This is a genomic window from Helicobacter heilmannii (genome assembly GCF_001283065.1).
GTDB lineage: Bacteria > Campylobacterota > Campylobacteria > Campylobacterales > Helicobacteraceae > Helicobacter > Helicobacter heilmannii.
In genome coordinates this window covers 24,460-43,947 of record NZ_CDMK01000001.1, presented here as the reverse complement: position 1 = coordinate 43,947, position 19,488 = coordinate 24,460, and the positions used below count along the sequence as shown (strand labels likewise).

The window sequence follows — 19,488 nt, the reverse complement described above, 5'->3', positions numbered from 1 at the left end:
AACTAGGCTATCTATGAAAAAAATCACCCTAAATGCCTTGCATGCCAAAAAACACCCCAAAGAGGGCAATCCAGCCAGCAAAATCAGCGCAATCACGGCTTACGATGCCCTTTTTGCTTCCATTTTTGATCCCATCATTGATTTTATTTTAGTGGGCGATAGTTTAAACATGAGCTTTAATGGCAAGTTAGACACCCTAAGCGCGAACATGGATTTAATGCTTTACCACACCAAAGCGGTGTGCAATGGGGCGAAGCGGGCATTTATCGTGGCAGACATGCCCTATGGCAGCTACACCACAACAAAACAAGCCGTGAAAAACGCCCTATGCTTTTATCAAGAGAGCCTAGCCGATGCCGTGAAATTAGAGGGGGGAGTCAAAAAGGCTCCCATCATTAAAGCCTTGGTTGATGAAGGCGTGGCAGTCATCGGGCATGTGGGGCTATTGCCCCAAAGTGTGCGGGGCGTGGGGGGCTATAAGATCGTGGGTAAAAACGCGCAAAGCGCACAAAAAGTGCTTGAGGACGCTTTAGCCGTGCAAGAGGCAGGGGCTAGCTTAGTCGTCTTAGAGGGCGTGGTGGCGCGCGTGGCACAAGAAATTAGTGCAAAATTAGAAATCCCCACCATCGGCATAGGCAGTGGGGCGGGTTGCGATGGGCAGATTTTGGTCTTTAGCGACATGCTAGGGCTATTTAGTGCTTTTAAGCCTAAGTTTGTACGCACCTATTTAGAGGGAGCAAATTTAATCCAAGAAGCCCTAACACGCTATGTTGCCGATATCCAAGCGGGCAATTTTCCTAGCCATGAAGAGAGTTATTAATGGACCGGGTGGTGGATTTAGAAAAGCTGGAGTTTGAAGAACAGGAGAGCTTAAGCCTAAGACCGCATTTATGGCAAGAATACATCGGGCAAGAACCCTTAAAAAAGCTCTTACAAGTCTCCATCAATGCTACCAAAAAGCGCGGCGACACTTTAGATCACATCTTATTTTTTGGTCCCCCCGGTCTGGGCAAAACCACTTTAAGCCACATCATCGCTAAGGAACTCAACACCCCGATCAAGGTCACCACCGCCCCTATGATTGAAAAAACAGGCGATTTAGCTGCCCTGCTCACCAACCTAAAGCCCCAAGAAATTTTATTCATCGATGAAATCCACCGCCTAAGCCCGGCCATTGAAGAGGTGCTCTACCCGGCAATGGAGGATTTTAGGCTAGACATCATCATCGGCTCCAAGGCGGCCGCACAGACCATCAAGATCGACCTAGCCCCCTTCACGCTCATCGGCGCGACCACGAGGGCGGGGATGCTAAGCAACCCCTTAAGGGATCGCTTTGGCATGCATTTTCGCATGGAATTTTACAGCATTGAAGAACTGCAGGCCATCATCACCCAAGCCAGCTTGAAGCTAAACAAACCCATTGAAACCCCAGCGAGTTTAGAGATTGCCAAGCGCTGCAGGGGCACGCCGCGCATTGCCCTGCGCCTCTTAAAGCGGGTGCGCGACTTTGCGGACAGCTTTAGTGAAGCGCAAATTAATTTAAAAACCACCCAGCACGCCCTAGAAGCTTTGGGTGTGGATGCACACGGACTAGACAGCTTAGATTTACGCTATTTAAACCTACTTGTGGGGGCTAAGGGGCGACCACTAGGGTTAAACACCTTGGCAGCGAGCATGCACGAGGATGAAAGCACGCTTGAAGAGGTGATCGAGCCCTTTTTGCTGGCTAATGGCTATTTAGAGCGCACGGCTAAAGGGCGTATCGCCACACCTAAGACTTACGAAGTTTTGAAGTTAAAACCGATAAAACACTTTTTGTTTGATTGATGGAATGGTGGAGGATAGCGGGCTCGAACCGCTGGCCTCCTGCGTGCAAAGCAGGCGCTCTCCCAGCTGAGCTAATCCCCCAAGGTGGAGTACATGGTGGGCTTAAGAGGACTTGAACCTCTGACCTCACCCTTATCAGGGGTGCGCTCTAACCACCTGAGCTATAAGCCCTTAAGTCCTTCAACTTAAAAACATACATTCTATCTTAGATTTCCTAAAAATTAGCTGAAACACAGAGCATTAATGTTAGAATGCGATATTATTTAAACTAGAAAAATAAGGTTAAAAATGCGTTTATGGCTACCCTATGCATTAGCGGTTTTATTTTTACACATTTTGGGGCTGGTGTTGCTGGTTTTAGCACATAACCCTGTCTTTTATGGCGCAGCCATCACGGCTTACCTCCTAGGCACGAAGCACGCCTTTGATGCCGACCATATTGCTTGCATCGACAACACCATCCGCAAACTCTCCCAACAAAGACAAAACCCTATGGGTGTGGGCTTTTACTTCTCTATGGGGCACTCTAGCGTGGTGATTGTGATGACGATCGTTACGGCTTTGGCTTTGCATTGGGCGAAAGAGCACACGCCCATGCTCGCCCAAATCGGGGGCGTGGTGGGGACTTTGGTGTCTGGCTTTTTCTTATTGGTGGTGGGGGTGTTAAATGGCGTGATTTTAATTGACTTATTTAAAGTCTTTAAACATACTCGCCACAACGCCCACCACGACCAAGAAGCCCTAGAAAAACTCTTGCAAGAGCGCGGACTCTTAAACCGCTTTTTTAAGCCCCTCTTTGCCTTCATCTCCAAAAGCTGGCACATCTACCCCATTGGGCTGTTATTTGGGTTAGGTTTTGACACAGCAAGCGAAATCGCCCTACTCGCCCTCTCTAGCAGTGCCATTAAGGTGAGTTTTCTTGGCATGCTCTCCCTGCCTATTTTATTCGCGGCGGGCATGAGCTTGTTTGACACCTGCGATGGAGTGTTTATGGTGAAGGCTTATGACTGGGCGTTTAAAACCCCTTTGCGTAAGATTTACTACAACATCACCATCACAAGTTTAGGCGTGCTGGTGGCACTTCTCATTGGGCTCATCGAGCTGTTTCAAGTGCTTAGTGAAAAATTGCACTGGGAGCTTGGCGGGTTTTTAGGTTATTTGCAGCATTTAGATTTTGGGGATTTGGGCTTTTACTTGGTGGGTTTATTTGTGCTGGTGTGGGGGGTGTCTTTTGGCATTTGGCATTTAAGCGGGCTAGAAAAGCAAGAGCGTCTAGATTAAGCTTAGGGCGTAGCGCAGACCATATAGACTAAATTCTAAACCCACCGCCTCTAGGGCTAAATGGGTTTGATAACGCCCAAGCGCACCTAAGAAGTCTGCCTTTTTTGCGTCCAAATACGCCCTTGCGTGGTTGTCTTCAATGTAGAGCGGTTCGCCCACGATAGGATAGCCCAACGCGCTTAGGTGTAAGCGAATTTGGTGGGTGCGCCCGGTTAGGGGCATGATTTTTAAATGGGTTTGGTTTGTCTTAGGGTTGTAGCTTGTAATCTCTATGGTGGTGGTGCTGAATTTGCCCTGTGGGTCGATTTTGGAGCGCACGCCTAAATCCCCCCTAATGCTGGAGGGCTCAAGGATAGGCAACACCACGCTAAACGCCCCTTTGGCATAGGCGCGTAAATCCCCCACCACGCGAGCATAGTAAGTTTTTTGGATATGCCTAGAGCTGAACAACTCCCTTAACGCGTTTTCATGCGCCTTGGCTTGGCTTACTAAAATCAGGCCACTGGTTTCATAGTCTAGGCGGTGGATTAAGCGGGCTTTAGGGTTGTTGGCGTAAATGCTTTCATATAAGCTATGGGTGCTGTAGTTTTTGGGGTGGCTATAGAGGTTTTTGGGCTTGTAGTAGAGGGCAAAATAGGGGGTGGCAAAAATGGGAGCAAACTTGGGGGTGGAGGTGGGTTTAAAAAAGAGCAGGCGCACGGGTTCGTTTAAGATTTGCGCCTTTTTAAGCCTTTGTCCGCTTAGGGTGGTTAAACGCCCCCGATCAATATAGCTTTGGGCTTGCCTTAGGCTGCAAGCTAAAATCTCAGAGACAAATTTTGCCGCCTTGATGGGGGCTGTTGGGGTGAAAATCTCGGCGACAAAGGGCATCACATACAGGCTTGCACGAACGCCTTAAAGAGCGGGTTTGGGGCAATTAAACGAGAGGTGAATTCGGGGTGGTATTGCACACCCACAAAGAAGGGGTAATCTTTTAAAGCCATCCCCTCGGTGAGGTTTTGGCTGTGATCACAGCTGGTGGCGACCACCTCTAGCCCAGCTTTAGCGTAGTCGTTGAGGTAGTTGGGGTTGATGGTGTAGCGGTGGCGGTGGCGTTCATACACCTCTAGAACATTGTAAGCCTTGGCAATGAGCGAGCCCTCTTTTAAGCTGATTTTATGCGTGCCAAGGCGCATGCTCGAGCCCTTGTGGGTGGTGTTGGCTTGGCTTGCTAAAAGGTCAATCACCTTATGTGGGGCGTGTTCGTCAAATTCGCTCGAGTGCGCCCCTTTTAAGCCCAAAACATGGCGGGCAAATTCGATCACCATCACCTGCGCCCCCAAGCACACCCCAAAGAAAGGCTTTTTATGCTCTCTGGCGTAAGTGATGGCGTTGATCATGCCTTCAATGCCCCTTGAGCCAAAGCCCCCGGGCACTAAAATGCCATCCATGTCCTGCAAGCAATGCGCCACCCTAGCCTTCAATGTAGTCTGGCTTTCGCCCTCTTTGAGTTCAAGCTCCTCGCTGTCGATGAGGATGGGCTCGACTTTGACTTTTAAATGCGCCCCCACGCAAACCATACTCTCCAAGTGGCTTTTATACGACTCGCTCAAATGCACATATTTACCCACAAAGGCGATTTTGATGGTCTTTTGGGGGGTTAAAATGTTATGCACGAGCCCCGCCCACAAATCCAGCTGCCGTTTGTCTAGCGTGGCTTGGATGCCAAAATATTTAAACAACGCCTCTAAAAGCCCTTCTTGTAAGTAGTTGGTGGGGCAGGCGTAGATGGTGGGTGCGTCTTTGGCTTGGATGACATTTTGCACGGGTACATCGCAACTGCTCGCGATCTTGGCTTTTAAATCCGCCCCCAAGTCTTGGCTGCAACGGGCTAAAATGATATTCGCGCTCACACCCAAGCGGCGTAACTCAATGATGGAGTGCTGCGTGGGTTTGGTTTTGAGCTCTTGGCTAGTGGCGATGTAGGGCACTAGGGTTACATGGATGTTGGCGACTTGTTTAGAACCCAGCGCGTTTTTAAGTTCTCTTATGGCCTCTAAATAGACCATGCCCTCGATGTCGCCCACCGTGCCACCCACTTCCACGATCACAAAGTCCTTGTCCGCACCCAGTTTTAAAATCCGCTCTTTGATTTCCTCCACAATGTGGGGGATCACCTGAATTGTTTTGCCTAAATATTTACCCTCGCGCTCTTTTTCAATCACGCTTAGATAAATCTGCCCGGTGGTGAAGTTGTTTTCTTTAGAAAAGTCTTTATTCAAAAAGCGCTCATAGTGCCCGATGTCTAGATCTGTTTCACTCCCATCGGCGGTGACAAAGACCTCGCCATGCTCAAAGGGGCTAAGCGTACCCGGGTCGATGTTGATGTAAGGGTCGATCTTCAACATGTCTACTTTAAAATGACAGAGTTTCAATAAATGCGCCAAAGAGCTCGAAGCCACGCCCTTGCCTAGGGAACTAAGCACCCCACCCGTAATAAAAACAAATTTAGTCGCAACAGACATTTGGTGTAATCCTTGTAAAAATTAGCGCAGATCGATCACTAAGTAGTTGTTTTTTTGCTCGATCTTGTATTGGTATTGCCCGTCTAGGACAATAGAAAAGCGGTAAAAATTGTCGTGGGTTTCTAGGGCAACGCTGTTCACATATTTTTTATGGATTTCCTTATGGTCTTGTAAAGCCCTTTCTCCCCGATCGATGTCGATGATGAGGCGGTAGGGGTCGATGAGCACAAAGGAGCGTTGGATTTTATCAGAGGTGTGTAGGTAGAGTTTGTTGCCATGGATCCAAAAATCAAAGTCCCCAACACGATAAATATTGTCCTCCACCCCTAAGATTGCAGCCTGTTGGGTCACCTTGATGGGGTAGTGCCAATCGATGCGTTGGTCGATGTCCACACTTTGGGAGTGCACAGATGCATCGATGCTTTTGTAGGTTAGGGTCACCTTGGTGAGTACCCGTGCTGTGCTGGGTAAATTGACATTAATGTAGCGGAAGTAATCGGGGACCTCATCGCCCAGTCCCATACGCCCCATGCTCTTGGAGGACTCAAAGGGGTCTTCTCGAGCCACCAAAGCTCCGAGCAACAAAAACACCCACCACTTAGACATCAAAACCGCCCATCGTTTTTCGGGGGTTCTAACTCTTTGAGCTCAAACAGCTGTTTTTGCAATTTGGCGTTCTCGTACTGCAAGTTCTGTACCCTTTCATATAGCTTGGCTTGCCGGACCTTAAGATTTGCCAGCACCTCGTAAGAATTATCTCCAAAGAGCAAACACCCCATATACACTCCCAAAGCCACGACCAGTCCAAAAATCACAAAGAGCCCCCGATAGGCCCACCACACTTGCCACACTAAAACCCTTAATCCACTTCACTAGAGGGTTGTTGAGGCTCTGGACTTTCAGGTGCGCTAGGCTCGGCCAAAGCCGGGCGCTCAAAGAGTTTATCCTTAATTTTCTTGGCAATCTCTTGGGCTAGCTCTGGCTCGTTTTTAAGTGTGAGTTTGGCCGCCTCTTTGCCTTGCCCTAATTTGCGGTCTTGGTAGCTAAACCACGCCCCCGATTTTTCCACAAAGTCCAACTTCACGCCATAGTCGATGAGCTCGCCCTCAAAGCTGATCCCGCTGCCATACATCACATCAAACTCGGCTTCCTTAAAGGGCGGGGCAACCTTGTTTTTCACCACCTTCACCCGTACCCGATTGCCAATGGGCTGTTCATTTTGTTTGAGCGTGGCGATGCGCCGAATGTCGATACGGACACTGGCGTAGAATTTTAAAGCATTGCCTCCCGTGGTGGTTTCTGGACTGCCATAGCCCATCGTACCGATTTTCATGCGGATCTGATTGATAAAAATTAGAGTCGTGTTCATCTTGTGCAAAATGCCCGTGATTTTACGCAAGGCTTGGCTCATCAAGCGGGCTTGCAAGCCCACATGCTGGTCACCCATGTCCCCCTCAATTTCAGCTCTAGGGGTGAGCGCGGCCACCGAATCGACCACGATCACATCCACCGCCCCTGTGCGCGCCAAAGTCTCTAAAATCTCTAGGGCTTCCTCGCCAGTGTCTGGCTGAGAGATCAAAAGATTATCGGTGTCCACGCCTAGTTTTTTGGCGTATTGCACATCCAAAGCATGCTCAGCGTCAATGAAGGCGCACGCCCCCCCGTTTTTTTGCGTCTGCGCCACGATATGCAGGGTTAAAGTCGTTTTACCGCTAGATTCAGGCCCATAAATCTCCACAATGCGCCCCTTAGGTACGCCCCCGATCCCCAAAGCCACATCCAGCCCCAAAGAGCCCGTAGAAATGCCCTCAATGTGCTCGACTTCGCGATCGCCTAGACGCATCAAAGCTCCCTTGCCAAAGGCTTTGTCAATCTGTTTAATGGCAGATTCAATCGCTTTTTGTTTTTGCTCGTCCATCAACACCCCTTCTAAAAATTTAGCCCAAATTCTAACAAAACAATGGCTAAAATCAACTTAGAGTGGGGGCTGGATTTAAACAAAGGTTTATATTTAGTGTGGCAAAATTAGAATAGTTTTTTGTAAAAATTTAGGCAGATATGCGCGCTTTGTTGAGCTTGATTTTTGCATTGTATTTAGCGGGGTGCCTGCAACCCATGAAGGGTCCAGAGGCCGAGAAGGTGGATCGCCAAGTGCAATGCGGGTTTGGCTCGAGCGGATGCTAGGTAAGGATTGGTTTGGCAGAACAGATAGGCGTTAAGAAAGAGGGGGGGATTTATGATTTACAGACTTTGGCAACCCACGAGGGCGAGGCGATTTATTTTGGCGACAACGATCCGGCTCTAGAGATCATCCGCCACTCCTGCGCCCACTTGCTGGCACAAGCCATTAAACAGCTCTACCCCGATGCGCAATTTTTCGTGGGTCCCGTGGTGGCTGAGGGCTTTTACTATGATTTTAAAACCTCTTCTAAAATTAGCGAAGAGGATTTGGAGCGTATTGAAGAGCGCATGCGTGCCATCGCTAAAAATAAGCACCCCATCACCAAAAGCACCATGACCCGTAAAGAAGCTTTAGAGAAGTTTAAAGACGACCCTTTAAAGCACGCCGTCATGTCAAGGATTGAGGGGGATAGCTTTAGCGTCTATGCTCAGGGTGAATTTGAGGATTTATGCAGAGGTCCGCACTTGCCCCACACGGGATTACTCCAGCACTTTAAACTCACCAAACTAGCCGGGGCTTACCTAGGGGGCGATGAGAATGCTGAAATGTTGCAAAGGATTTATGGCATCGCCTTTGCGAGCAAAGAAGCCTTAAAAGAATATTTGTTTCAATTAGAAGAGGCGAAAAAGAGGGATCACCGCAAATTAGGGCAAGAGTTGGGGCTGTTTTGCTTTAACGAGGATTTGGGAGCGGGGCTACCCATTTGGCTCCCCAATGGCATGCGTTTGCGTCAAAGAATTGAGAACCTACTGAGCAAAGCCCTTTTAAAATATGGCTATGAGCCTGTAAGGGGACCCGAGATTTTAAAAAGCTCTTTGTGGCAAACCAGCGGACATTACCAAAACTACAAAGAAAATATGTACTTCACCACGATTGATGGAGTGGAGTATGGCATTAAACCCATGAACTGCGTGGGGCACATTAAAGTCTATGAACACGCCCCGCGTTCTTATAAAGACTTGCCCTTGCGCTTTTATGAATACGGCGTGGTACACCGCCACGAAAAAAGCGGGGTCTTGCACGGGCTTTTAAGGGTGCGCGAATTTACGCAAGACGATGCACATATCTTTTGCCGTTTTAGCCAAATCAAGACGGAAGTGCTGGCGATTTTAGAATTTACAAAAAAAGTCATGGAGGTCTTTGGTTTTAGCTATGAAATGGAGCTTTCGACCAAGCCAGAAAAGCACATCGGGGAGGCGTACATTTGGGAGCAAGCCACAAACGCCCTAAAAGAAGCCCTAGAGGAGCAGAATATCCCCTTTGGCATCGATGAGGGCGGGGGGGCATTTTACGGGCCTAAAATCGACATTAAGATCACCGATGCGATCAAGCGCAAATGGCAATGTGGCACCGTGCAGGTGGATATGAACTTGCCCGAGCGCTTTAACTTGAGTTATGCCAACGAGCAAGACCAAGAGGAAAGGCCCGTGATGATCCACCGCGCGATCTTGGGCTCTTTTGAGCGCTTTATCGCCATTTTAACCGAACACTATGGGGGCAATTACCCTTTCTTCATCGCCCCCGTGCAGATCGCTTTAGTGCCCGTGTCCGCTGATCAGCTAGACTACACCAAAGCCTTGCAAAAAGAATTAGTGGAATTGGGGTTTTTCGTGCAGGTTGCGGATAAAAACGAAACCTTGAGTAAACGCGTCCGCACCCTTGAGAAGCAGAAAGTCCCCTTCATTGTGGTGTTGGGACAACAAGAGGTGGCGCAAGAGAGCGTGGCGGTGCGCGATCGCGCTTTAGGGCAACAATACAGCCTAAGCAAGGCAGAATTTAAACAACAAATGGAGGCTAAAATGCAAGAGGTCAGTTTTTGAGTAAAGATGCGCTGTTAAACGAGGCGATCCACTTTAAAGAAGTGCGCTGTGTGGGCGATGGTGGCGAGCAATTTGGGATCATCTCTTCAGCGGAAGCTTTAAAAATCGCGCATAGCAGAGGGCTGGATTTGGTGCTGATCTCTGCGAGCGCAAAACCTCCCGTGTGTAAAGTCATGGACTATGGCAAGTTTTGCTACCAAAGCGAGAAGAAGCAAAAAGAGGCGAAAAAAAAGCAAAAGCAAATTGAAATTAAAGAGATCAAACTCTCCACACAGATCGCCCAAAACGACATCAATTACAAAGTCAAGCACGCTCGAGAGTTCATCGAGGCGGGCAAGCATGTGAAGTTTAAGGTCGTGCTTAGGGGGCGGGAGAACAACGACCCTAAAGCAGGACTAGCCGTTTTGCAAAAAGTGGGCGAGATGATGAGCGACATCGCCAACGCCGACAAAGAGCCCAAAATGGAAGGGCGTTTTGTCATGTGGCTGTTTGTCCCCCAAAAGAAGTAAATTTTAAGAAAGGAGAAATATGCCAAAGATGAAAACCAACCGCGGAGCGGCTAAACGCTTCAAGGTGAAAAAAAATCTCATCAAGCGGGGCAGTGCGTTTAAAAGCCACATTTTAACCAAAAAAAGCCCCCAGAGAAAAGCGAATTTAAACGCCCCCCACTATGTGCATAGCACCAATATGCGCTCAGTGGCTGGGCTTTTGTGCCAGTAGCCCTTAAGTTTTCCCCCTTCAAGGCTTATGCCAAAAAGGGCAAGTTTCATAAAACACCTAAATAGGTCAAAGAGAAAAGGACATTCATGAGAGTTAAAACCGGTGTGGTGCGCCGCCGCCGCCACAAGAAAATTTTAAAATTAGCGCGGGGTTTTTACAGCGGGCGCAGGAAGCATTTTAGAAAAGCCAAAGAGCAGTTAGAGCGCAGTTTATGCTACGCCTTTAGGGACCGCAAGCAGAAAAAACGCGAGTTTAGAAGCCTTTGGATCGTGCGTATCAACGCTGCTTGTCGCATGCACAACACGAGCTATTCGAAGTTCATGCACGCCTTAAAAAGCGCGAATATTGAGCTGGACCGCAAAATCTTAGCCGACATGGCGATGAACGATGCGGCCGCCTTTGACGCGCTGTTTGAACAGGTCAAAGCCCACCTCTAGCAAACTCCAGCGATGGCGTTAAAGCCATTGCTACCAAAATTGCCTTTATAACATTACTTGTTTAGTCTATTTTTTGTGTTTTTATGTTTTTTATTAACGCCATTATGCTAAAATAATGACTCTGTAAATCTATTAAAATTGCAAGGAATCTAAATGAAACGAACGATCGTGGCTATCCCCTTAGCGACAGCCCTACTAGGTGCAGCAGAAGAGCCCAAGCCGGTGCAGAGTGCCCCCGCTCCCGCCCCCACCCAACAAACACTGCAAGCGCAAAAGCCCCTCACCCCCACCGCCCAAAAAACCATCCCTGCTAGGGTGCATATAGGTGTTGCGCCGCGTGGGGAAAGGAATGCCTTTTTTATGGGTGTGGATTACCAACTGGGCATGATGACCTCCACTGAGCAGACTTGTACATCCAATGCGCAATGTTATGCAGGGACTGGGGCCGGCACTACCGACTGGGGCAACATGGGCGATCACAGCTTTAGAGGTGCGCTCAACAGCCGCTCTCATGTAACAAATGGCTTTGGCATCATGGTGGGTTACAAGCACTTCTTTAAAAAACTGCCTGAGTTTGGTCTGCGCTACTATGGCTTCTTTGACTATGCGGGTACGGATTACCGCTACTTTAAGAGCATCGACAACGCTGGGACTTGGAACCAAAGCATTTATAAACCCACCAACATCTTCGCTTATGGTGTGGGTACAGATGTGCTCTTTAACCCCAAAAGATTCAACAAAGAAAACTTCCACTTCGGCTTTTTTGCCGGTCTGGCCATCGGCGGGTCATCTTTTGGTCCGATGAATGCCTATTATAGAAGCCTCATCCACGACTACGCCGGGCATTTGCGGGTCTCTAGCTTCAATGTCTTTGTCAATGGCGGGATCCGCTTTGGCACGAAACACAATGGCTTTGAAGTCGGGATCAAAATTCCCACCATCACGACCAATTACTACACCTCCATACATACCCCCGCTGGTCTGCCCTACAAAGCCACCTTGCAAAGAAACTTTGTGTTCTACTGGCGCTATTTGGTGAGCTTTTAATCCGCCTTTAACCCTCTTTTTGCAATAATCCCCCTTTCATGCCCACTAGGGGGAGCTCTTTTAGGGAGCTTGCGGAGAGCAAGCAATACTGGTGTGTGCCTTGGGCTTCAAACCCACAGAGCGTTTAGGTGTTCTAGGCGCTGCAAAGTTCGATTCTTTGGCTCTCTCGCCATTACAAAGGTCATCTATGCGAGAAATTTTTTTATGTTCCATATCCAATGTCAGCAGTGGGGATTGCCCTGAAGATTGTGCCTATTGTACGCAAAGTGGTCACCATCAGGGTAAAATCCGCCGTTATAAATACAAAAAATCCGAAGAGGTCCTAGAAGAGGCGAAGTATTTGCACTCTTTGGGGGCTTTGGGTTTTTGTTTGGTCACCTCTGGGCGGGGGCTAGATGATCAAAAATGCGCATACATCGCCAATCTTGCCCAAAGCATTAAAAAAGAAGTGCCCCATTTACATCTGATTGCCTGCTGTGGCCGGGCAGACATTGAGAGCCTAAAGCACCTCAAACAACACGGGGTGGATAGCTATAATCATAATTTAGAAACCTCCCAAAAATTTTTTCCTAACATTTGCACCACCCACACATGGGAAGAGCGCTTTGAAACCTGCGAAAATGCCCTAAGAGCGGGCTTGCTCTTATGTTCGGGTGGGATTTTTGGGCTGGGCGAGAGTTTTAATGATCGCATTGATCTCTTACGCACCCTGCAATCCTTGACCCCCGCCACCACACCCGTTAACTTTTTTATCCCAAGCCCCACTTTGCCCATTAAAGAAAAAATCATGGGCGCAGAAGAAGCCCTAGAGTGCTTGGCTCTTGCCAAAGAGTTTTTACCTAAAACCAAGCTTATGGTCGCTGGGGGGCGGGAAGTGGTCTTTGGCGAAAAGCAAAGAGAAATCTTTGATTGCGGGGTGGATGCGATCGTGCTGGGCGATTATCTAACCGCCAAGGGGGACGCGCCTAAAAAAGACTTAGAAATGCTTGCCAACTACGGGTTTGCCATCGCCACAAGTTGCGATGTTTAAAAGGTTTTTAGAAGTTTTAGTGCAGATATTGGAGGGAGTTTTGGGCTTTATCTATGCGTGCGAAAACCTCATCAGTCCCCGCTTGAAGCACCGTTTTGAAGAAATGGCAGTGGTTTTTTACTACGCCTCCTCGCTTAGCTTTTACACGATTCTATCCCTCTCACCCATTTTATTGTTTATCGCTCTAGTGTTTGTGAGCCCCTTTGCCCAAACCTTTTTTGTAGAAAAGCTCTTTTTGCCCGACAGCCCCGATTTTATGAAAATGACGCGCTCGTTTTTAAAATCTTTCACGCAAAACGACCGTACTTTGGGCTTTATAGAAATTGCCTCCATCGCCATCGCCTTCTTTCTCTTCTGTGAGAATTACCGCTACATCGCCTCTAAGATTTTCAATGCCGAACCTAGAGATTACTTCAACTTTAAAAGCAGACGTATTTTTGTCTTTTGGGGCTTTGGTACGGGCATTGTGTTCATCTTGGTGTTACCCCTGATTTTGTTTTACGACCTGCAGGTGCAAAACCTCACCAAGGGTTGGTTGCTCTCGCTCTTGCACTGGCTGGGCATTTGGTTGTTCTTTTACCTGCTCTTCATCATCCCCACAAATAAGACCTTTAAACGCCCTTTAACCCCCCTATTTTGGAGCTTTGTTACGAGCGTGTGCTGGAACTTAATGAAGTGGGGCTTTGTCTATTATGTCTTGTTTAACCGCACCTACCATGAGTTGTATGGCTCGGTGTCGATCCTATGGTTTTTAATGTCCTATATCTATGTGTCGTGGCTGCTCTTGCTCTTTGGCATGTATGCCTGCAATTTGAGCGATGAACTGCACTAACGGGCATGTTTGGCTAAGTGATCGAGCACGGCATTGACGAGTCTTGGGGCGTTGTCTTCTCCATAGGCTTTGGCAAGCTCAATCGCCTCATTGATCACCACCGCAGGCTTGGTTTTGGTGTATAAAATCTCGAACGCTCCTAAGCGCAAGATCGCGCGCTCCATGCGCCCGATGCGCTTTAAATCCCAATCTTTTAAGAGCGGTTGCAAGGCGGCATCTAGGGCGTGCATCCGCTCTAAAACCCCGCCTAAAAGCTCTAGGGCAAAGCATTGTTGAGCATTTCTAATTTTCTTTTCTTCTAAGAGTGTGGGGGCGGCTTTGAATATCTCTGTATTGCCGCTATCAAAGGCATAGAGCATGCCCGCCACCGCCTCCCTAGCTTGGCTTCTCGTTGCCATTAAAACGCGCTGTAAAGGCTAAGAAGTTCGATGAGTGTGTCCATCGCCGCTACCCCTTTATTGCCCGCCTTCGTGCCTGCCCTTTCAAGTGCTTGCTCTATGTTGTCTGTGGTGAGCAACCCAAAACTCACAGGCAAGCCGTATTTTAGTGTCGTATTGGCAATGCCCTTAGTCGCCTCCGCGCTCACATAATCAAAATGCGGCGTGCTGCCTCGAATCACGGCTCCCAACACACAGACTCCATCGTATTTTTGTGCGTTTAAGAGTTTGTCTAATACAAAGGGCAACTCATATGCCCCGGGGACTTTCACCAATGTGAGATTTTTTAAATCTCCCCCATGCCGCCTAAAACTATCTAGCGCACCCTCCACGAGGCGATCCGTGATTAAGTGGTTAAAGCGCGCCACTAAAACAGCCACCTTTTCACTCCCCTTTAAGACAAGTTGCCCTTCTAAGACTTGGTGCATTGAATATCCTTTATGCGTTGTTTAATGAAGCGTTGATTTCTTGCAAAACCAATAAATCCTGCACTAAGGGCAAGAGAGAAGAGATAGGGATCATATTGGGTCCATCGCTAAGTGCCCCCTCTGGGTTAATGTGTGTCTCCATAAAAAACCCATCCACGCCCACAACTGCGCTTGCCTTGGCCAAATAAGGCACAAAGCCCCGCTCTCCCCCGCTCTTGCCCCCTGCCCCCCCGGGCATTTGCACGCTGTGGGTGGCATCAAAAATCACAGGTGCAAAGGCGCGCATCACCACTAAAGAGCGCATATCCACCACCAAATTGCCATACCCAAAGCTCGCCCCCCGCTCACATAAATAAATCCCATGTTCTAAGCACGCTTGGTAAGTGGCTTTTTCATGCTTGTTTTTAGCCCGCGTGTTTAGAGCTTTTAAGGCACTGTATTGCATGTCCTTTGGGTGCATGAATTGCCCCTTTTTGATGTTCAATGCGCTCCTGCTCTTGGCAGCCGCCACGATTAAATCCGTTTGGCGGCACAAGAAGGCGGGGATTTGCAAGACATCGGCAACCTCAGCCACAGGAGCGGCTTGATGGCTCTCGTGTATGTCGGTTAAGATTTTATAGCCAAATTTGGATTTAATGCCCGCCAACATTTCTAACCCCTTCATAAGCCCGGGACCTCTGTAACTCTCTAGGCTCGTGCGGTTTGCCTTGTCAAAGCTGGCTTTAAAATAAAAATCCACCTTGGGGTCTAGGGCGATGGGACGCAGTTTTAAGGCGATCTCTTCTAGGACTTCCATGCTCTCAATCACGCATGGACCGGCAATTAAAACGCTTTTTTTCAAATACAACCCTTGTTTGGAGTGTGTTATAATAGCGTTTTGTTTTAATATTTGGCTGAAAGGGTGCTATGCAACTTTGTTTGGCTTTGGACTTAGAATCCAAGCGAGCGTGTTTAGATTTATTAGAAAGTGTAAGAGGTCTGAAGTTGCTTGTGAAGGTGGGTTTGAGGGCGTTTGTGCGTGAAGGCCCCGGTTTTATCCATGAAATCCACAACATGGGTTTTAGGGTTTTCTTGGATTTAAAACTGCACGATATCCCCAACACCATGGCAAGCACTGTCTTAGAGTGCGCTCATTTGGGAGTGGACATGCTGACTTTGCACGCAAGTAGTGGTAAGCCCGCCCTTTTAGCGGTCATGGAGCAAATACAGGGCTTAAAACAGTGCCCCAAACTCTTAGGCGTTACAATGCTAACAAGCCTAGATGAAGCCCAAAGCCAAAGTCTATACAACGCTCCCTTAGAGCAACACGCCCTGCACCTAGCCAAGTTGTGCTTTGAGAGCGGGCTTGATGGTGTGGTTTGTTCCATCCATGAGAGTTTAGCCATAAAACAAGCCACAAACCCCCATTTTTTGACTTTGACCCCGGGTGTACGCCCCAACTTGCAAGAAGTGCAGGATCAAAAGCGCGTGGGCTCTTTGCAAGACGCTAAAGCCGCTAAGGCGGATTTTATTGTAATCGGCAGGCCCATTTACCAAGCCAAAGACCCCGCTGCCACCACCGCAAAAATCCTAGAGAGCCTAGAAAATGCAAATTTGTAAAAACCCAAAGGATTTAAGAGCCCTTAGTGCTCCAAGCATCGGTTTTGTCCCCACAATGGGAGCACTGCACGCGGGGCATTTAAGCCTGATTGAGCGCGCTAAAGCCGAAAACGCCTTTGTGGTGGTGTCCATCTTTGTCAACCCCACACAATTTGGTGCAAACGAGGACTTTGGCCAATACCCCCGCCCTTTAGAAAAAGACCTAGAGCTGTGCGCCAAAGCCGGCGTGCATGCCGTCTTCACCCCAAAGGTAGAAACCCTTTATCCTTTTAAAGACGCAATTAGTCTAACCCCCCCTAAAGATTTGCTGGGCTTTGAAGCAGATTTGCGCCCCGGGCATTTTAGCGGGGTGTTGCAAGTGGTTTTAAAACTCTTTAACCTTGTGCGTCCGACAAAGGCCTACTTCGGGCAAAAGGACGCGCAACAGCTGTTGATCCTCCAGCGCATGGTGCAAGATTTGTTCTTGCCCGTTGAGGTGATCGCCTGCCCCACCTTGCGCGATAGCGATGGTTTGGCTTTAAGCTCGCGAAATGCCTATTTAAGCCGAGAGCAGAGGCAACTTGCGCTTAAAATCCCCAAAGCCCTAAGTACCATGAAAGAAGCCTATGAGGCGGGTATCACGCAAAAAACAAGCCTTTTAACTTTGGGCCAAGAGGTGCTAAGCCCGCTTGAAGTGCAGTATTTGAGTCTGGTTGATCGCCAACTGCTGCCCCTAGAGCGCGTTGAGCCGGGCAATAGCCTCATCTTAACCGCCGTCAAAGTCGGCAACACAAGGCTTTTAGACAATTTATGGCTGTGAGATGAAACAAGAGTATATAGACATTGTGCTAGAAGTGCTTGAAGTTATCCAAGAACCCATAAACCCTAGCCACATTTATGCTAAGGCCCAAGAACTTTATAAAGCGGGCAAAATCTCTAAGACATTTGCCTACACAAGTAAAACCCCAAATCTAAGCTGCAGTGCAGCCATTTACACAGCTATAGCAAAAACCCCAGACAAGCTCCCCTTTATCAGGGTACGGGACAAGCCCCTTTTAATCACCCTAAAAGACAAACCTAAGCTCCCTTTAGAGCAAATCCCCAAAGAGACCAACGGAGTGCACCCCAAACAAACCGCTTTTAAAGAACCGCCCAAGGAGCAGATAAAGGAGCGGGATTTACACCCCCTTTTGACCTACATCGCCCACCACCAATGGGGGATTTATACCAAGACCATTCACCACGAAAAGAGTACAAAAAACACAAAAGGTTTGGATCAGTGGATTTACCCCGACATGGTGGGGGTGAGTTTTACCTATCAGGACTTTAAATCCCCTAATGTACGCAATTTTATTAAGAAATTTGACACCTTGCCCGTTAAACTCGTGAGCTTTGAGCTGAAAAGAAAACTTATGGTGGGTAATTGCAGGGAAGCGTATTTTCAGGCGATCAGCAACAGCTCGTGGGCACATGCGGGCTACTTAGTGGCGGGGAAATTGGATAGAGACAATCAAGAATTGATGGACTTGCTCAAACAACTCAACCAAAGTTTTGGGATCGGGGTCATCACCCTAGATATCCAAAGCCCCACGCAAAACGCTATTTTATTAAACGCTAAAGAAAAGGAAAACCTAGACTACCCCACCCTAGCCAAACTCGCCACACGCAACCCCAATTTTGAAAGCTTCCTTAAAAGCGTTACCGACTACGACATCGACAACCCCGAACGCTACCAAAAGGAGTTTGACCCCCTCCCCTCCAATTTCCCCACTCTCCACTAAAGGGCACTACACAACCAATAAAGCCCGCCTAAGCCCCATAAATGCTTTTAAAATCCGCGATCACCTCTTCATACATCGCAAGGGCTTTGTTAATGGAGTCCTCTAGGGTGTAGTTTTGTGCACTGGCAGCGTAGGCATTTTCGGCCTCTTTGCGCTCTTGGGGGTGTTCAAGCCAATAGTCGATCTTTTGGGCGAGGTTTTTAGGGTCATTGGATTTGAATAAAGAGCGGTTATCTAGGGCAAATTGGTTGGTTGCGCTGATTTTACTATCCGAGATGATGGGCACGATCCCGCAGCTCATCGCCTCTAAACAGGCGATCGCCTCGCCCTCTACATCGGCGGTGTGGATGTATAAATCGCACTGATACAGCAGAGCCAATAAGTCCCTGGGCTCTAAAAAGCCAAAATCCACAGGATGGGCGAGCCCATCAGCGCATTTTTGCAGCTTAGCAAGATTGGGTCCTATGCCCTTTAAGTGGAGCTTGATATTCTCGGCATAGCGGCTTAAGCGCACCGCCTCTATTAACACCTGCTGGTTTTTTTCATTGGAGTAACGCCCGATCATGATGAGATGGTGCAGGTGATCCGTCTTGGTGTTGTGGGGGCGTTTGGTATAAAGGGGGTCAAAGCCATTAGAGATTACATACTTTTTACCCGCATAGCCATGCCTCTCTAGCTCGGCTTTAATGAGGGGAGAGGGGCAGTGGATGTGGTGGATGTGCTTGTAGTAGTTGTGCTTGAACCACCAAAAGATCAAGCGGTTGAGCCAGCCCAAATTTTGCAACTTGACATTATAAGTGATGTGCTCGGGTTGCAGATGAAACGCCCCCACAAAGGGGATTTTTAATTTTTTAGCCACCTCAACTGCGGCTTTTTCCAATTGAAAAGGCAAAAATACATGCACAATATCCACACCCTCAAAGGCTTGGGCTAAAATCTCTTTATCGGGCTTGCCAAAAATCATGTGCTGTTTCTGTGAAATCTCGGTAACAAGGGGGATATAGCGCTCTTGCAGGCCATAAAAACCCTCGCCTTGCACGAAGGGTGCCACAACCCGCACCTCATGCCCCCTTGCCTTCAAAGCTTGGTAAAAACGGTAACATGTCATAGAAGTCCCGTTGCTCTTGTCTTCAAAACTATCCACCACTAAGGCAACAATCACTGATCTTCCTTAAAATTAAACTTGAAGGGGCGTTTTTCAAAGACTAAAATCTCAAAATCCCCCTCAAAGACTTTAATCTCCATAAACTCCCCCTCCACATGCACGGCGCACTTTTTGGAGCTGGCATGCACCACCACGGCATTAAAAAACACCTCTTGCTTGAGCTCAATGGGCGCGAGCAACCCTAACTTGATCGAAGAAATCAAGCTGTTCTTTTTATTGAGTGCACACAAAGCCGCAAAGCTCGCCGCGCTCACGATGAAGCCCGCATGCACCACATCTTCCTCACAGAGCATAAACTCTTTGGGAGTGAAGCACACCGTGGCTTTGTTGTTCCCAAAGGACACCAAATCGGCACAAAGGGTTTGATCCAATTTAGAGCAAACCAGCAAGCCCTCTTCAATCGGCGTTTCCATGTTCCA

Annotated in this window: 24 protein-coding genes and 3 tRNA genes; 15 read left to right on the top strand and 12 right to left on the bottom strand. The window is 48.3% G+C overall.

From position 1 onward, the window contains the following. Positions 1-13: 13 nt before the first annotated feature. Entirely contained in the window at positions 14-820 is an 807-nt protein-coding gene (gene panB / locus AOG36_RS00250) for a 3-methyl-2-oxobutanoate hydroxymethyltransferase (protein WP_053825329.1), read from the top strand. Further along, positions 820-1,827: a Holliday junction branch migration DNA helicase RuvB gene (gene ruvB, locus AOG36_RS00245; RefSeq protein ID WP_053825328.1), complete on the top strand. Its 1,008-nt coding sequence runs from the start codon at positions 820-822 to the stop codon at positions 1,825-1,827. Before panB ends, ruvB begins: the two co-directional genes overlap by 1 nt. Before the next feature lie 5 nt (positions 1,828-1,832). Here ruvB and AOG36_RS00240 read toward each other — a convergent pair. Both AOG36_RS00240 and AOG36_RS00235 read right to left on the bottom strand, forming a co-directional pair. Beyond that, a tRNA-Ala gene (locus AOG36_RS00240) sits at positions 1,833-1,908 on the bottom strand. A gap of 13 nt (positions 1,909-1,921) precedes the next feature. Then, positions 1,922-1,998: transfer RNA gene (locus AOG36_RS00235), tRNA-Ile, on the bottom strand. A 117-nt stretch (positions 1,999-2,115) separates the two neighbouring features. Here AOG36_RS00235 and AOG36_RS00230 point away from each other — a divergent pair. Beyond that, entirely contained in the window at positions 2,116-3,108 is a 993-nt protein-coding gene (locus AOG36_RS00230; RefSeq protein WP_015107523.1) for a HoxN/HupN/NixA family nickel/cobalt transporter, read from the top strand. Here the strand turns inward: AOG36_RS00230 and AOG36_RS00225 are convergent. The 5 genes from AOG36_RS00225 to recA are packed head-to-tail and all read right to left on the bottom strand — an operon-like array spanning position 3,100 to position 7,536. Then, on the bottom strand, positions 3,100-3,978 hold the full coding sequence (locus AOG36_RS00225; RefSeq protein ID WP_015107522.1) for a pseudouridine synthase family protein: 879 nt from the start codon (positions 3,976-3,978) through the stop codon (positions 3,100-3,102). The two genes, AOG36_RS00230 and AOG36_RS00225, sit on opposite strands and share 9 nt — an antisense overlap. After that, positions 3,978-5,612 carry a CTP synthase gene (gene pyrG, locus AOG36_RS00220; RefSeq protein ID WP_015107520.1) on the bottom strand — a complete coding sequence of 545 codons (1,635 nt, stop codon included), beginning with the start codon at positions 5,610-5,612 and terminating at the stop codon, positions 3,978-3,980. The genes AOG36_RS00225 and pyrG overlap by 1 nt, the downstream gene beginning before the upstream one ends. 21 nt (positions 5,613-5,633) lie before the next feature. Continuing rightward, positions 5,634-6,218 (bottom strand): AMIN domain-containing protein, encoded by a 585-nt coding sequence (locus AOG36_RS00215; protein WP_015107519.1) that lies wholly within the window; start codon positions 6,216-6,218, stop codon positions 5,634-5,636. Next, positions 6,218-6,463 carry a hypothetical protein gene (locus AOG36_RS00210; protein ID WP_015107518.1) on the bottom strand — a complete coding sequence of 82 codons (246 nt, stop codon included), beginning with the start codon at positions 6,461-6,463 and terminating at the stop codon, positions 6,218-6,220. Before AOG36_RS00210 ends, AOG36_RS00215 begins: the two co-directional genes overlap by 1 nt. 8 nt (positions 6,464-6,471) lie before the next feature. After that, entirely contained in the window at positions 6,472-7,536 is a 1,065-nt protein-coding gene (gene recA / locus AOG36_RS00205) for a recombinase RecA (protein WP_269431078.1), read from the bottom strand. A gap of 134 nt (positions 7,537-7,670) precedes the next feature. On the opposite strand from recA, the gene AOG36_RS09190 reads away from it, so the two are divergent. From AOG36_RS09190 to AOG36_RS00170, 9 genes are all read left to right on the top strand, one after another. Then, positions 7,671-7,796 (top strand): beta/alpha barrel domain-containing protein, encoded by a 126-nt coding sequence (locus tag AOG36_RS09190; protein ID WP_015107516.1) that lies wholly within the window; start codon positions 7,671-7,673, stop codon positions 7,794-7,796. A 12-nt stretch (positions 7,797-7,808) separates the two neighbouring features. After that, positions 7,809-9,614, top strand: coding sequence for a threonine--tRNA ligase (thrS, locus tag AOG36_RS00200; RefSeq protein WP_015107515.1), 1,806 nt, complete (start codon positions 7,809-7,811; stop codon positions 9,612-9,614). Continuing rightward, the gene (infC, locus tag AOG36_RS00195; RefSeq protein ID WP_053825327.1) at positions 9,611-10,123 is read left to right on the top strand and encodes a translation initiation factor IF-3; all 513 of its coding nucleotides are present in this window, start codon (positions 9,611-9,613) and stop codon (positions 10,121-10,123) included. The genes thrS and infC overlap by 4 nt, the downstream gene beginning before the upstream one ends. A 19-nt stretch (positions 10,124-10,142) precedes the next feature. Continuing rightward, positions 10,143-10,334, top strand: a complete 192-nt coding sequence (gene rpmI, locus AOG36_RS00190) for a 50S ribosomal protein L35 (RefSeq protein ID WP_015107513.1) — start codon at positions 10,143-10,145, stop codon at positions 10,332-10,334. Positions 10,335-10,420: 86 nt separating this feature from the next. Beyond that, positions 10,421-10,771, top strand: a complete 351-nt coding sequence (gene rplT, locus AOG36_RS00185) for a 50S ribosomal protein L20 (RefSeq protein ID WP_015107512.1) — start codon at positions 10,421-10,423, stop codon at positions 10,769-10,771. Between the two features lie 153 nt (positions 10,772-10,924). Then, on the top strand, positions 10,925-11,818 hold the full coding sequence (locus AOG36_RS00180) for an outer membrane protein (protein ID WP_015107511.1): 894 nt from the start codon (positions 10,925-10,927) through the stop codon (positions 11,816-11,818). A gap of 73 nt (positions 11,819-11,891) precedes the next feature. Continuing rightward, positions 11,892-11,990 (top strand) — tRNA-Sec (locus tag AOG36_RS08445). A 15-nt stretch (positions 11,991-12,005) separates the two neighbouring features. Then, a complete protein-coding gene (locus AOG36_RS00175) occupies positions 12,006-12,848 on the top strand; it encodes a biotin synthase (RefSeq protein ID WP_015107510.1) in 843 nt (280 codons plus the stop codon). Continuing rightward, the gene (locus tag AOG36_RS00170) at positions 12,841-13,680 is read left to right on the top strand and encodes a YihY family inner membrane protein (protein ID WP_015107509.1); all 840 of its coding nucleotides are present in this window, start codon (positions 12,841-12,843) and stop codon (positions 13,678-13,680) included. Before AOG36_RS00175 ends, AOG36_RS00170 begins: the two co-directional genes overlap by 8 nt. On the opposite strand, the gene nusB is transcribed toward AOG36_RS00170, so the two are convergent. From nusB to kdsA, 3 genes are read right to left on the bottom strand one after another with little or no spacing between them, the layout of a single operon-like run. Continuing rightward, positions 13,677-14,078: a transcription antitermination factor NusB gene (gene nusB / locus AOG36_RS00165; RefSeq protein ID WP_015107508.1), complete on the bottom strand. Its 402-nt coding sequence runs from the start codon at positions 14,076-14,078 to the stop codon at positions 13,677-13,679. The two genes, AOG36_RS00170 and nusB, sit on opposite strands and share 4 nt — an antisense overlap. Next, positions 14,078-14,545, bottom strand: a complete 468-nt coding sequence (ribH, locus tag AOG36_RS00160; RefSeq protein ID WP_015107507.1) for a 6,7-dimethyl-8-ribityllumazine synthase — start codon at positions 14,543-14,545, stop codon at positions 14,078-14,080. The genes nusB and ribH overlap by 1 nt, the downstream gene beginning before the upstream one ends. A gap of 10 nt (positions 14,546-14,555) precedes the next feature. Beyond that, a complete protein-coding gene (gene kdsA / locus AOG36_RS00155; protein WP_053825326.1) occupies positions 14,556-15,386 on the bottom strand; it encodes a 3-deoxy-8-phosphooctulonate synthase in 831 nt (276 codons plus the stop codon). 65 nt (positions 15,387-15,451) lie between these two features. On the opposite strand from kdsA, the gene pyrF reads away from it, so the two are divergent. The 3 genes from pyrF to AOG36_RS00140 are packed head-to-tail and all read left to right on the top strand — an operon-like array spanning position 15,452 to position 17,904. Further along, entirely contained in the window at positions 15,452-16,144 is a 693-nt protein-coding gene (pyrF, locus tag AOG36_RS00150) for an orotidine-5'-phosphate decarboxylase (RefSeq protein WP_053825325.1), read from the top strand. Then, positions 16,131-16,943 (top strand): pantoate--beta-alanine ligase, encoded by an 813-nt coding sequence (panC, locus tag AOG36_RS00145; protein WP_053825324.1) that lies wholly within the window; start codon positions 16,131-16,133, stop codon positions 16,941-16,943. Before pyrF ends, panC begins: the two co-directional genes overlap by 14 nt. Before the next feature lies 1 nt (position 16,944). After that, positions 16,945-17,904: a hypothetical protein gene (locus AOG36_RS00140; protein ID WP_015107504.1), complete on the top strand. Its 960-nt coding sequence runs from the start codon at positions 16,945-16,947 to the stop codon at positions 17,902-17,904. Between the two features lie 28 nt (positions 17,905-17,932). On the opposite strand, the gene AOG36_RS00135 is transcribed toward AOG36_RS00140, so the two are convergent. Together AOG36_RS00135 and AOG36_RS00130 are read right to left on the bottom strand one after the other, a co-directional pair. Then, the gene (locus tag AOG36_RS00135; protein WP_053825323.1) at positions 17,933-19,066 is read right to left on the bottom strand and encodes a glycosyltransferase; all 1,134 of its coding nucleotides are present in this window, start codon (positions 19,064-19,066) and stop codon (positions 17,933-17,935) included. After that, a complete protein-coding gene (locus AOG36_RS00130; RefSeq protein WP_015107502.1) occupies positions 19,063-19,482 on the bottom strand; it encodes a hotdog fold domain-containing protein in 420 nt (139 codons plus the stop codon). The genes AOG36_RS00135 and AOG36_RS00130 overlap by 4 nt, the downstream gene beginning before the upstream one ends. Between the last annotated feature and the right edge of the window lie 6 nt (positions 19,483-19,488).